This window comes from Limimaricola litoreus, assembly GCF_024159025.1.
Taxonomy (GTDB): Bacteria; Pseudomonadota; Alphaproteobacteria; order Rhodobacterales; family Rhodobacteraceae; genus Limimaricola; species Limimaricola litoreus.
Genome location: NZ_JAMYXC010000174.1, coordinates 1 through 13,010, shown reverse-complemented (window position 1 = coordinate 13,010; position 13,010 = coordinate 1). Strand labels below are relative to the sequence as shown.

The following is a 13,010-nucleotide window of genomic DNA, read 5'->3' as shown; positions in this document are numbered from 1 at the left end:
CCCCGCGATCCGCAGCCCGGTGCCGCGCAGCGCCTGCTGCAGCGCGGTGCGCCGGGCGGCGAAGGCGGTGCGCATGCCGCGCACGAGCATGTCGTAATGCCCCTGCGCGAGGAAATAGGCCGCCGTGCGCTGCAGGTGCCCCGGCGGATGGCGCAGGATCAGCGCGCGCAACTCGCGCGCCTCGGCGATGAGCTGGCGCGGCCCGACCAGAAACCCCAGCCGCAGCCCCGGAAACAGCGCCTTGGAAAAGCTGCCGACATAGAGCACCCGGTCGTCGCGATCGAGCGATTTGAGCGCCGGGCTGGGGGCCTCCAGATAGCTCATCTCGAAGTCGTAATCATCCTCGACCACGATGAAATCACGATCCGCCGCCGCGCGCAGAAGCTGGCGGCGGCGCTTGACCGGCATGGTGACGCCGGTGGGCGCGTGATGGCTCGGGCTGACGAAGACCGCGCCGGTACCGTCGGGGATGTCGGCGGGCGGCAGGCCATGCGCATCGACATCGACCGCCCTGACCTCGGCCCCGCACCAGCGCAGCGCCTGCAGCGTGTCGGGGTAGCCCGGATTTTCGCACACTGCGCGCAGCGGGCGGCGGGTCAGAAGCTCGGCCACGAGCCACAGCGCGTTCTGCGCGCCGACGGTGATCAGGATCTCGTCGGTCTCGGCGAGGATGCCACGCCGGGGCAGCATCGAGGAGCGGATATAGCTCACCAGCACCGCGTCATCGGCCGCCGCCTGATCGCCCGCTAGATCGGTGAAATCGCGCGCGCCCCCGGCCTGACGCGCGCAATCGCGCCACGCGCCGCGGTCGAACAGCGTCGTATCCATCTGCCCGTAGACGAAAGGGTACGGCATGCTGCGCCAGTCATAAGGCTTGAGGACCCGCTTGCGGCGCGACAGCCCCATGTCGAGGATCGCGTCCCAGTCGGGTGCGTTTTCGCGGCGCGGCTCGGCCTGCATGGCGCGCGGCAGGTCGGCGCCCGTGCCCTGTGCCACGACATAGCCACGCCGGTCGCGCCCCTCGACGAGGCCCTGGGCCACCAGCTCCTGATAGGCCAGCGTCACCGTCATCCGCGCAATGCCCAGATGCGCGGCCAGCCCACGCGACGAGGGCAGCCGCGCCCCCGGCCCGGCCTGCCCGGTGCGCAGCATCGCCACCACCGCCTCGCGCAGCTGCGCCTGCAAGGACCGCCCCGAGGCGCGGTCGAGAAAAAAGGCGTCGGCTGGAATGCGCATGGCTGTCATGGCGTCAACTTCAGCGAAAAACTGGACCTAGTCAAACCTGAAACTGGCCCTAATGGCGGGCGCGGATTCGGCGTTGGATCAGGGCGCCGCCAGTGCCTTGAGGAGGGCCGGACCAGGCGGTGACACGAGGGAGGAGAAACCCATGACCATCGCACAATGCCTGAGCCGCGCCGCGACCATCGCCGCCGCCTCGATCCTGCTCGCCGCCGGCGCGCAGGCCAAGGACTTCAAGATCGCCGTCGGTGACGGCGCGGGCGGCACGCAAGAGGCGCTCGGCCTCGCCTTCATCGAGGCGCTCGAGGAGAACACCGGCGGCGCGCACAGCGGCAAGCTCTTTCTCAACGGCCAGCTCGGCTCCGAGCAGGACACGGTGAACGACGCGGCCATCGGCACGCTCGATTTCTCGATCCTCGCGATCAACAACATCACGCCGTTTTCGCCCAGCGTCGGCACCATGACGCTGCCTTACGTGATCCTGAGCCTCGAAGACGCGGTGACGCTGACCCAGGGCCCGATCGGCGAGGAGCTCAAGGAAAACACCATCCGCGACGCGGGCGTGCGCATCATCGGCTGGGCCTATTCGGGCTTTCGCGTGCTGACCAACTCGGCCCGCCCGGTCGAGACGGTCGAGGACCTCGAAGGCCTCGTGATCCGCGTGCCGCGCAACGAGATCATGATCGCCACCTACAAGGCTTGGGGCGTGAACCCCACGCCGATGGCTTGGTCCGAGACCTTCGCCGGTCTTCAGCAGAAGGTCGTGGACGGGCAGGACAACCCCTACATCACCGTCTACGCCATGAAGTTCGACGAAGTGCAGGATTACGTCACCAACCTGCGCTACATCTTTTCGATCGAGCCGTTGATCGTCTCCGAGGCGGTGTTCCAGGACATGTCCGAGGAGGACCAGCAGGCGGTGCTGGCGGCGGGCGAGGCCGCGACCAAGGCCTCCGAGGAGTTCCTGCGCGCGCAGGAGGAGACGATCAAGCAGGAGCTCGTCTCCCGCGGCATGGAGATCACCGATCCCGCCAACGATGAGCAGGAGTTCATCGACCTCGCCACCGAGGCCGTCTGGCCGCAGTTCTACGACTCCATCGGCGGCGTCGAGAAGCTCAACGCCGCGCTGACGGCGCTTGGCAGAGATCCGGTCGAATAAGACCGGCCTCCCCCGGGGGCGCATCTCCTCCCCCCTGAATGCGTCCCCGAACATTCCACCATTCCCGCGCTTCGCCGCCCCGCCGTCACAGGAGGTCGTCATGGCCCGTCTCTGGTCCATCCTGAACAACCTGGAGAGCTATTTGTGTCGCGTGCTGCTCGCCGGTTTCGTCGGCCTGCTCTTCGTGCAGATCGTCTCGCGCGAGGTCTTCGGTCACTCGTTTTCGTGGATCGAGGAGCTGTCGATCTACATGTTCGTCTGGTTCGTCTTCTTTGGCGCGAGCCACGCCGCCAAGATGGGCGCGCATAACCGCGTCACCTTCCAGTTCAACCTCTTGCCCGCCCGCTGGCGGGCCCGGATCGAGGGTTTCGCCGATCTCTTCTGGCTCGGCTTCAACCTCTACTTCACCTGGCTCGCAGTCGATTTCGTCTTCAACCGGATGAACAAGTTCTGGACCTCGCAGACGCTCGGGATCCAGATGAAATGGATTTACCTCGTCCTGCCGCTCGCCTTCGCGCTGATGAGCCTGCGCATCCTGCAGGTCAACTGGACCCGGCTGGTCTCCGGCCGCGAGGTCCACGATCCCGACCGGATCGATCCGGCCGACCTCGCCCCCGCCTCCACCCCGGCTTCGTAAGGATCGCGTCATGGAAAGCCAGATCGCCCTCATCCTTTTCGGCAGCTTCGGCCTCCTGCTGCTGATCGGCGCGCCGATCACCGTGGCCCTCGGCGTCTCGTCGCTGCTCTCCTTCCTCTATCTCGGCGACAACCCGATCAAGCTCGTCCAGATCGCCTTCACCTCGGTCGGGAGCTTCCCGCTGATGGCGCTGCCGGCCTTTATCCTGGCAGGCGCGCTGATGGAGGCCGCGGGCATCTCGCGGCGGCTGATCAACGTCGCCGAAAGCCTCGCGGGTCCCTTCACCGGCGGCCTCTCGGCCTCGGCCGTCATGGCCTGCCTGTTCTTCGGCGCGATCTCGGGCTCGGGGCCGGCGACCACGGCGGCGGTCGGCATGCTGATGATCCCGGCGATGATCAACCGCGGCTACGACAGGGGATATTCTGCCGCCGTCACCGCCTCGGCGGGGGGCCTCGGCATCGTCATCCCGCCCTCGATCCCGATGGTCATCTTCGGCATCGCCGCGCTCGGCATGGCCGCGCCGCCCGAGGCGATCGAGAAATTCGGCACCTTCCAGTCCGTCTCGATTTCCAAGCTCTTCATCGCGGGCTTCGTCCCGGCCTTCCTGATCGCCTCGAGCCTGCTGGTCATGAACTGGGCGCTGTGCCGCAAGCATGGCTACACCGGCTCGGCCGAGGGCTGGTCGATGGGCGGCATCGGGCGCGAGATCTATCGCGGCTTCTGGGCGCTGATGGCCCCGGTGGTGATCCTGGGCGGCATCTACACGGGCTTCTTCACCCCCACCGAGGCGGCGATCGTCGCGATCTTCTACACGCTTTTGGTGGGCATCGTGATCTACCGCGAGCTGAACCTCGCCTCGCTCAACCGAGCGCTGGAGACGACGACCTGGTTGACGGGGCGCGTGCTGCTGATCCTCTTCACCGCGACCGTGTTCGGCCGGCTGCTGGTCGAGAACCAGATCCCGGCGATGATCGCCGACGGGATGCTCTCGCTCACCCAGAACATCTACGTGATCTGGGCGCTGATCGTGGTCTTCCTGCTCTTCGTCGGCATGTTCATGGAGACGCTCGCCGCGATCCTGATCCTGGTGCCGGTGATGCTGCCCGTCGCCTACTCGGTCGGCATCGACCCGATCCACTTCGGCGTGGTGATGATCTGCACGCTGGGCATCGGCTTTCAGACGCCGCCCCTGGGCGAGAACCTGTTCATCGCCTCGGGCATCTCCGGCACCTCGCTCGAGATCATTTCGCTGCGCGCCCTGCCCTTCGCCGCCGTCAACACCATGGCGATCTTCGTCATCGCCTTCTTCCCGGAGCTGTCGCTCTGGCTCCCCCGCCTGCTCGGATATTGAGGCCCGCCATGCAGCCCCGACTGACCCGCATCCTCTTCGCCACCGCCCTTTCGGACGCCTCCTGCCACGCGCTGTGCCATGCCGCGATGCTGGCCCGCGCGACCGGCGCCCGGATCCACGTGCTGCACGTGCAGGAGCCGCTCTCGCACGACGCCCGCGTCACGCTCGAGATGTTTCTCCTCAACGAGGGCTCGCGCCGCGACGCGACCGAGCGCCGCGCCGAGCTGGCCGCCCGCGTGCTCGAAGAGCGCCAGGCCGCCTTCTGGAACAAGATGGAGACCCGCGACCCGGCCGCGCGCCAGCTCGTCACCGCGACCGAGGTGGTCGAGGGCCACCCGGCCGAGGCGATCCTGTCGCGCGCCGAGGCGATCCGCGCCGACATGATCGTCATGGGCGCGCATGAGCATCACGGGCTGAGCCAGACCTTTCTCGGCACCACCGCCAAGCGCGTGCTGCGCCGCGCCCGCATCCCCACCCTGATCGTGCCGCATGTGCCCCGCGCCGATGCCGCACGCGACGACATTCCCGCCAACAAGGAGCAAGACCTGTGTCCGAACTACTGACCGAGACCCGCCTGACGCCCGCCGATCTCGCCGCCACCTTCGACGCCTTCAACCGGCACGACATCGACGCGGTGATGGCGCATTTCGCCGATGACTGCGTGTTCTACACCGTCGCGGGCGCGGAGGCGCATGGCACGAAGATCGAGGGGCGCGAAGCCATCGCGCGTGCTTTCGAGGCGGTCTGGCAGGCGATGCCCGACGCGCATTGGGCGCATCATTCGCATTTCGTCGCGGGCGACCGCGCCGTGTCGGAATGGACCTTCTCGGGCACCGACAAGGACGGCATGCGCACCGAAGCCGAGGGCGCCGACCTCTTCACCATCCGGGACGGCAAGCTCGTGGTGAAGCAGGCGCTGCGCAAGAACCGCCCGCCCTTCAAGGCCTGATCCCCCGCCATTCGCCGCCGATTCCACAGGAGACGGACATGCTCGACCGGACCCCCGCCCCCCGCGCCGCCTACGACCCGCTCTACGATCCTCTGACCGATGCCGGGCCGGGACGGGGCCGGGACCATGCCCCGACCTACTGGATCGGCACCGCCGGCCCCGCGCCCGAGGATGACGGCCCCGTCACCGCCGACATGGAGGTCGAGGTGGCGGTGATCGGCTCGGGCTACACGGGGCTCTCCACCGCCCTCCACCTTGCCCGCGACCACGGGGTCGAGGTCGCGGTGCTCGAGGCCAATACCGTCGCCTGGGGCTGCTCGACCCGCAATGGCGGGCAGGCCCAGATCTCGGCCGGGCGGCTCAAGCGCTCGGAATGGATCAAGCGCTACGGGCGCGACACCGCCAAGCGGCTGCATGCCGAGGTCGTCGAGGCCTTCGAGGTTTTCAACGACCTCATCGGCTCGGAGGGAGTCGAGTGCGACCCGCAGCCCGGCGGGCACTTCTACATCGCCCACCGCGCCAAGGTGATGCCGAAGCTCGAAGCCGAGGCGGCGCTTTTGCGCGATGTCTTCGGCTATGGCGCACGGGTGATGGGCCGCGAGGAGCTGCACGAGCGCCACGTGAAGGATCAGGAGGCGCATGGCGCGATGTGGGAGCCCGACGGCACCTCGATCCACGCCGCCAAGCTCGCCTTCTCCTATCTTCGCCTCGCCCGCCGTCACGGCGCGCGGGTGCATACCGCCAGCCCGGTCGAGGGCTGGAGCTCGAAGGGCGGCTACCACTACCTGCGCACGCCCGGCGGCACGGTGCGGGCGCGCCGCGTCGCCATCGCCACCGCCGCCTACACGGCCCCCGGCCTCGACCGGCGCACCCGGCATCGGCTGATGCCGGTGCTGTCGAACTCGATCGTGACGCGGGTGCTGACCGATGAGGAGCGCACAGCCTGCGGCTTCCGGACCGGCTCGCCGCTCACCGACACGCGCACGCTGCGCCACTACTACCGCTACCTGCCCGATGGCCGTGTGCAGATCGGCTCGCGCAGCGCCATCACCGGGCGCGACGCGGAGAACCCCAAGCATCTGGAGCTCTTGAAGAAGGGCCTCTACGCCAAGTTTCCCGCCCTGACCGGCATCCCGCTCGACTACTCCTGGTGGGGCTGGGTCGATGTCAGCCACGACATGATGCCCCGCATCACCGAGGCCGAGCCGGGCAAGGGCACGGGCATCTTCTACGCCATGGGCTATGGCGGCAACGGCGTGATGTATTCCGCGCAAGCCGGGCGCCGCATGGCACAGCTCGTCGCGGGCCAGCCCGTGCCCGATCTGCCGATCTTCACCTCGCCGCTGCCGGGCCACGGCATCCTCACCCCGTTTCGCAGGCTCGGCCAGCGCATGCTCTACCCCTGGTATCAGCTGCGCGACGAAACCCTTTGATTTCAATGGATTAACAGGAGACCCTCCCATGAAAATGACCACCGAAGAGGCCTTCATCAAGGTCCTGCAGATGCACGGGATCGAGCATGCCTTCGGCATCATCGGCTCGGCCATGATGCCGATCTCGGACCTGTTCCCCGAAGCGGGCATCACCTTCTGGGACTGCGCGCACGAGACATCGGGCGGCATGATCGCCGACGGCTACACCCGCGCCACCGGCAAGATGAGCATGGCGATCGCCCAGAACGGCCCCGGCATCACCAACTTCGTCACGCCGATCAAGACCGCCTACTGGAACCACACGCCGCTTCTGCTGGTGACGCCGCAGGCCGCCAACAAGACGATCGGCCAGGGCGGCTTCCAGGAGATCGAGCAGATGAAGCTGTTCGAGGACATGGTCTGCTACCAGGAAGAGGTGCGCGACCCCTCGCGCATCGCCGAGGTGCTCAACCGGGTGATCGAGAAGGCCTGGCGCGGCTCGGCGCCCGCACAGATCAACGTGCCGCGCGATTTCTGGACGCAGGTGATCGACATCGAGCTGCCGCAGATCATCCGGCTGGAGCGCCCGGCGGGCGGCGAGGACGCGGTGGCGCAGGCCGCGCGCCTGCTAAGCGAAGCCAAGTTCCCGGTGATCCTCAACGGCGCGGGCGTGGTGCTCGCGGGCGCGATCGACGCCTCGCGCCAACTGGCCGAGCGGCTCGACGCGCCGGTGGCTTGCGGCTACCAGCACAACGACGCCTTCCCGGGCAATCACCCGCTCTCCGTGGGTCCCCTGGGCTACAACGGCTCCAAGGCGGCGATGCAGCTGATCCAGAAGGCCGACGTGGTGCTGGCGCTCGGCAACCGCCTGAACCCCTTCTCGACCCTGCCGGGCTACGGCATCGACTACTGGCCCAAGGACGCCAAGATCATCCAGGTCGACATCAATTCCGATCGGATCGGCCTCACCAAGAAGGTCGACGTGGCGATCCAGGGCGACGCCAAGAAGGTGGCCGAGCAGATCCTGTCGAAGCTCTCGGTCGAGGCCGGCGAGCGCGATCGCCAGGAGCGCCGCGATACCATCGCGCATCTCAAGTCCCGCTGGGCGCAGGAGCTCTCCTCGATGGATCATGAGGAGGACACCGACGAGGGCATCACCTGGAACGAGCGCGCCCGCGCCCGCCAGCCCGACCGGATGAGCCCGCGCCAGGCCTGGCGCGCGATCATGGCGGCGATGCCGCGCGAGGCGATCATCTCGTCCGACATCGGCAACAACTGCGCCATCGGCAACGCCTATCCCAGCTTCGAGGCGGGGCGCAAATACCTCGCCCCCGGCCTGTTCGGCCCCTGCGGCTATGGGCTTCCGGCGATCCTCGGCGCCAAGATCGGCTGCCCCGACACGCCGGTGATCGGCTTTGCCGGTGACGGGGCCTTCGGCATCTCGATGAACGAGATGACCGCCTGCGGGCGGGGCGACTGGCCGCCGATCACCATGGTGATCTTCCGCAACTACCAGTGGGGCGCCGAGAAGCGGAACACCACGCTGTGGTTCGACGACAACTTCGTCGGCACCGAGCTCAGCCTCGACGTGAATTACGCCAAGATCGCCGAGGGCTGCGGGCTCAAGGGCGTGCAGGTCACCTCGACCGAACACCTGACCGAGGCGCTGCGGACGGCCGTCAAGGAGCAGATGCAGGACGGCGTCACCACCTTCATCGAGGTGGTGCTGAACCAGGAGCTGGGCGAGCCCTTCCGCCGCGACGCGATGAAGAAGCCGGTGCGCGTGGCAGGCGTCAGCCGCGCCGACATGCGCTCGCAGACCGTGGCCTGAGCCACCCCGGGCCGGGGGACTTTCCCCGGCCCGCCTTCGCATTTTTCGAACCGACAGCGCGCGGGCCTGGGCCCCGCGCGAGCAGAAAGGTCGTGCCATGGCGCTTGCCCTTCCCTTCCCCACCGCGCCGCTGAGCCGGGTGCAGAGTTTTGCCGGGTCGGTGGGCTACGGCTTTCTCGTCTCAGCGGTGATCGCCATCGCCGCGCAGTTCCTGTCGGATCATTACGGCGCGCCCGCCATGCTGATGGCGCTGCTCCTCGGGATCGCGTTTCATTTTCTCGCCGAGGAGGGCCGCTGCGCGCCGGGCATCGCCTTCACCTCGCGCACCGTGCTGCGCGCGGGCGTGGCGCTTTTGGGCGCGCGGATCTCGGTCGACCTGCTGATCGGGCTCGGCCCGCGGCTCATCTCGCTGGTGGTCGCGGGCGTCGTTCTGACCATCCTCTTCGGCCTGATCGGCGCGAAGTTTCTCGGGCGCGGCTGGCGCTTCGCGCTGCTGACCGGCGGCGCTGTCGCGATCTGCGGTGCCTCGGCGGCCATGGCCATCGCCGCCGTGCTGCCCCGGCACGACCGCTCCGAGCAGAACCTGATCTTCACCGTGCTCGGCGTTACCGTTCTCTCGACCATCGCGATGATCGCCTATCCGCTGATCACCGCCACGCTCGGCCTCGATGCGCAGGCGACCGGCGTGTTCCTCGGCGGCACGATCCACGACGTCGCACAGGTCGTCGGCGCGGGCTTCTCGGTCGGGCAGGAAACCGGCGAGACCGCGACGCTCGTCAAGCTCATCCGCGTCACCATGCTGGCCCCCGTCGTGCTCGTCTTCTCGCTGTCGATCCGCGCCTTCGGACCCTCGGACGGGGCAAGCGAGGGCAAGCGCCCGCCGCTCATCCCCGGCTTCGTGCTGGCCTTTCTTGCGCTGGCGGGGGCCAACTCCGCCGGTCTGGTGCCGGTCGCGGCGCAGGCCGTCCTCGGCGATATGTCCCGCTGGGCGCTGCTCATCTCGATCGCCGCCGTCGGCATGAAGACCTCGCTCAAGACGATCTTCGAGGTCGGCGGCCAGGCGACGCTGCTGATCGTCGCCGAGACGATCTTCCTCGCAATCTTCATCCTCGCAGGTCTCGCATGGTTCGCATGACACCCTCCCCCCGCCCCGCCGTCACCGGCTTCGACGATCCCGGCCCCGCCGCCACGCGTCGCCGCGTCGCCGATCTGCCCGACCGGGTGATCGAAGGCGATCCGCAGCACGAGACGCGGATCGTGCATCAGAGCCCGGACGGTCGTTTCCTCGCCGGGACATGGACCTCCACCCCGGGCCGCTGGCGCGCCTTCACCGGGCGCGACGAGGTCTGCGTGCTGACCGCAGGCCATGTCCGGCTGATCGCCGCCGACGGCACCGCGCGCGAGTTTCGCGCCGGCGACGCCTTCGTCATCCCCGACGGCTTCGAGGGCGAATGGGAAGTGATCGAGACCGCGACCAAGCATTTCGTGATCCGCGACACCGCGCCGGAGGAGACGCCATGAAACCGCTGGAGACCCTGCTCGCAAACGCCGCCCGCTCCGAGCGCCGGATCGTGCTCAGCGAAGGCACCGATCCGCGGGTGATCGAGGCGGCGCTGATGGCGCGCCGCGCCCGCGCTGCGCGGATCATGCTGGTCGGACCGGAGGCCGAGATCGTCCAGGCGCTGGAAACGCATGGTCCTGTCCCCGAGGGCATCGAGATCGCCGACCCCGAGACAAGCCCGCATCTGCCGCGCATGGCCCGGACCTATCACGAACTGCGCCGCCACAAGGGGGTGGACGAAGAGGCCGCGCTTGATGCCGCGCGCCAGCCGCATGTCTTCGCCGCGCTGATGGTGCGGCTGGGGCTGGCCGATGGCACGGTCGGCGGGGCGCGGCTGACCACGGCCGAGATCGTGCGCACCGCGATCCAGGTGATCGGCAAGGCGCCCGAGGCGAAGCTGGTCTCGTCCTTTTTCCTGATGCTGTTCTGCCGCGATCACCACGCCAAGAAGGGCGCGCATGTCTTCTCCGACGCAGGTCTGGTCGTCGATCCCAGCGCCGAGGAGATGGCCGAGATCGCCCGCGCCTCGGCCGCCTCTCTGCGGCAATTGGTGAACGAGACGCCGCGCGTGGCGATGCTGTCCTTTTCCACCCGCGGTTCGGCCAGCCATGAGAAGGTCTCGAAGGTAACGCTGGCCACGCGGATCGTGCGCGAGGCCGACCCCGGCCTCGCCATCGACGGCGAGATCCAGTTCGACGCGGCCTTCGTGCCCGAGGTGGCGCTCTCCAAGGCCAGCGATTCAGCACTCGGCGGCAATGCCAACGTCTTCATCTTTCCCAATCTCGACGCCGGCAACATCGCCTACAAGATCGCGCAGCGCATCGGCGAGGCGGTGGCCGTGGGCCCGATCCTGCAGGGCCTCGCCAAGCCCGCCAACGACCTCTCCCGCGGCTGCTCGGCTGAGGACATCCTTCACATGATCGCCGTCACTTCGGCGCAATGCGAAGCGCAACATGTGCCGCAACCAGCTTAGATACAGGACCCACCCACTTTGATGAGGCTGCGTCTTTCTAGCGCCCCGAAACGCAGGCTCGATGAGCAGACTTGCTGGCTGCCGACCGAGGAGATGGCCTGGCGGCAGCCGTAGGCCACCAAAGCAGTTCCACGGCCCTTTTCCCGATCCTCCAACCCTCAAAAACCGGGTGTCGATGACCGCCCGGGCTAAATGCCCGGTCCATTCACGGTCCTCTCCAACCCTCGGAACAGAGGAGATGAGCGACTGCGCGACATTGATCTGGGTAAGGTCAGGAGCGGGGCGTGTCTATTCGGATGATGAGGGGCTTGGCGGCCGAGAGAGCGGGGAAAGGCGACACGGGCGGCTGGTGATCCGGACGGGCGACCTGCCGGTCCGCATTGGCGGCGCGCTGCCCGGCGGGATCGGCCCGGTAAGTTGTCTTGCCGGATGGCGCGCGGCCTCGCGCCGCGTCCGGCAAGACCCATCGCGGTGGCCTTATTGATCGAGCAAAGCCGCGAACCGGGCTTCGACGAACTCCAGGAACAACGCGGCCGGGCGCGACGGGGCTCGTGTTGCCGGCGTCAGCAGATCGTAACGAAAGGGCTGCTCGGGAATCAGCGGACGGCTGACCACCCGGCCCGTCCGGGCAAAGATCGCGGCGGTAACGGGTTCGACGATCGACAGGCCGACGCCGCCAGCGACGAGTTCGCAGATCGAGGCCGATAGTTGTGCCTCGGCGACGATGCGCGGCCGGGCACCTCCGGCGGCAAGAAACGCATCGGTCTCGGTGCGGGTCACGATCTCCTGGCCCAAGGCGACGAAGGACCGATCGTGGAAATCATCGGGCGCGAGCCGTGATTTCTCCGCCAGCTCATGGCCCGGCGGCAGCACCGCGCGCATGGAATCGATGCGGATGGGTCGTCGCATGACGCCCGGATGATCGGTATCGATGGAAGCGAAGCCGAGATCGAACTGCTGCGAGCCCAGATGTTGCAGCACGGCCTTGGAGCTTCGGGTCCGCAAGGAGACAGTGATGCCGGGCTCGGCTGCGATGAACTCCGTCATGACGTCCGGCAGGAACTTCAGGGCCAGCGCCGGCATGCCGGCGATGGTCAGGCTGCCGGTGCGGAAATCCCGGATGTCCTCGATCACGCGGGCGATCCCGGACAGGCCGACGAAGGAGCGTTCGACCTCCTCGTGCAGCGCCAGCGCTTCGGTGGTGGGCACGACCCTGCGTCCGACCCGCGAAAACAATGAAAATCCCGCGGCATGCTCAAGCTCGGCGATCATCCGGCTGACGGAAGGCTGCGAGGTGTTCAACAGATGTGCCGCGGCCGTGACCGTGCCGGTCTCGATCACGGCACGAAAGCATTCGAGCTGGCGATGGGTCAGGCGATGCAGCATGGCAGACCCATATCATGGATGTATGGGTTACGAAAGAATCGGCATTATTCTTATGATTTTGACTGTGCGATGTCTTCTGTCGGAGGACGCGCATGGCACCCAATCGCGAAGACATTACCATCATCGGCGGCGGCATCGTCGGTCTTTCGGTCGCGCTCGGTCTGCTACGGGCCGGAGATCGCGTCGTGGTGCTGGACGGCGCGGACGCCGATCTGCGCGCCTCGCAGGGCAATTTCGGGCTGGTCTGGTTGCAGGGCAAGGGCGCCGATCACCCGGCCTATGCGCGCTGGACACGCGACGCCGTCGCGGCCTGGCCCGAATTCGCCGGGCTTCTGCGCGATTGCGGCGGCGTCGATGTCGCGCTGGCACAGGCGGGCGGCTACGAGTTCTTCACCGACGAGACGGAGCTTCGCGCCTTCGCGGCGGATCTCGAACGGCAGCGATGCGCGCTTGGCAATCGCTTCGCCTTCGACGTGCTGACGGGCGACGAGCTGCGGCGCGTGGTGCCGGGG

At 67.8% G+C, this 13,010-nt stretch carries 13 protein-coding genes; 11 read left to right on the top strand and 2 right to left on the bottom strand.

The window, feature by feature from the left end:
- On the bottom strand, positions 1 to 1,245 hold a 1,245-nt coding region (locus NHG85_RS11635; RefSeq protein WP_253332553.1), incomplete at its 3' end, for an aminotransferase-like domain-containing protein.
- A 142-nt stretch (positions 1,246 to 1,387) separates the two neighbouring features.
- Between NHG85_RS11635 and NHG85_RS11630 the strand changes: the two genes are divergently transcribed.
- The 10 genes from NHG85_RS11630 to pta all read left to right on the top strand — a co-directional run bounded on the left by NHG85_RS11630 (position 1,388) and on the right by pta (position 11,112).
- The gene (locus NHG85_RS11630; RefSeq protein WP_253332551.1) at positions 1,388 to 2,398 is read left to right on the top strand and encodes a TRAP transporter substrate-binding protein; all 1,011 of its coding nucleotides are present in this window, start codon (positions 1,388 to 1,390) and stop codon (positions 2,396 to 2,398) included.
- Between the two features lie 100 nt (positions 2,399 to 2,498).
- Positions 2,499 to 3,035, top strand: coding sequence for a TRAP transporter small permease (locus NHG85_RS11625; RefSeq protein WP_253332549.1), 537 nt, complete (start codon positions 2,499 to 2,501; stop codon positions 3,033 to 3,035).
- A 10-nt stretch (positions 3,036 to 3,045) separates the two neighbouring features.
- The gene (locus NHG85_RS11620) at positions 3,046 to 4,386 is read left to right on the top strand and encodes a TRAP transporter large permease (protein ID WP_253332547.1); all 1,341 of its coding nucleotides are present in this window, start codon (positions 3,046 to 3,048) and stop codon (positions 4,384 to 4,386) included.
- An 8-nt stretch (positions 4,387 to 4,394) separates the two neighbouring features.
- The gene (locus tag NHG85_RS11615) at positions 4,395 to 4,949 is read left to right on the top strand and encodes a universal stress protein (protein ID WP_253332545.1); all 555 of its coding nucleotides are present in this window, start codon (positions 4,395 to 4,397) and stop codon (positions 4,947 to 4,949) included.
- Entirely contained in the window at positions 4,946 to 5,335 is a 390-nt protein-coding gene (locus tag NHG85_RS11610; protein ID WP_253332555.1) for a nuclear transport factor 2 family protein, read from the top strand. The genes NHG85_RS11615 and NHG85_RS11610 overlap by 4 nt, the downstream gene beginning before the upstream one ends.
- Before the next feature lie 38 nt (positions 5,336 to 5,373).
- Complete coding sequence (locus tag NHG85_RS11605) at positions 5,374 to 6,768, top strand: NAD(P)/FAD-dependent oxidoreductase (protein ID WP_253332543.1); 1,395 nt, start codon at positions 5,374 to 5,376, stop codon at positions 6,766 to 6,768.
- A 28-nt stretch (positions 6,769 to 6,796) separates the two neighbouring features.
- Entirely contained in the window at positions 6,797 to 8,578 is a 1,782-nt protein-coding gene (gene xsc / locus NHG85_RS11600) for a sulfoacetaldehyde acetyltransferase (RefSeq protein WP_253332541.1), read from the top strand.
- Positions 8,579 to 8,675: 97 nt separating this feature from the next.
- Positions 8,676 to 9,713 carry a YeiH family protein gene (locus NHG85_RS11595; RefSeq protein ID WP_253332539.1) on the top strand — a complete coding sequence of 346 codons (1,038 nt, stop codon included), beginning with the start codon at positions 8,676 to 8,678 and terminating at the stop codon, positions 9,711 to 9,713.
- Positions 9,710 to 10,099 carry a cupin domain-containing protein gene (locus NHG85_RS11590; protein ID WP_253332537.1) on the top strand — a complete coding sequence of 130 codons (390 nt, stop codon included), beginning with the start codon at positions 9,710 to 9,712 and terminating at the stop codon, positions 10,097 to 10,099. Before NHG85_RS11595 ends, NHG85_RS11590 begins: the two co-directional genes overlap by 4 nt.
- A complete protein-coding gene (gene pta, locus NHG85_RS11585; RefSeq protein WP_253332535.1) occupies positions 10,096 to 11,112 on the top strand; it encodes a phosphate acetyltransferase in 1,017 nt (338 codons plus the stop codon). Before NHG85_RS11590 ends, pta begins: the two co-directional genes overlap by 4 nt.
- Before the next feature lie 477 nt (positions 11,113 to 11,589).
- Here pta and NHG85_RS11580 read toward each other — a convergent pair whose 3' ends face one another.
- The gene (locus NHG85_RS11580) at positions 11,590 to 12,498 is read right to left on the bottom strand and encodes a LysR substrate-binding domain-containing protein (RefSeq protein WP_256500371.1); all 909 of its coding nucleotides are present in this window, start codon (positions 12,496 to 12,498) and stop codon (positions 11,590 to 11,592) included.
- Between the two features lie 92 nt (positions 12,499 to 12,590).
- On the opposite strand from NHG85_RS11580, the gene NHG85_RS11575 reads away from it, so the two are divergent.
- A partial coding sequence (locus NHG85_RS11575; RefSeq protein WP_253332532.1) for an FAD-dependent oxidoreductase occupies positions 12,591 to 13,010 on the top strand: 420 nt, incomplete at its 3' end.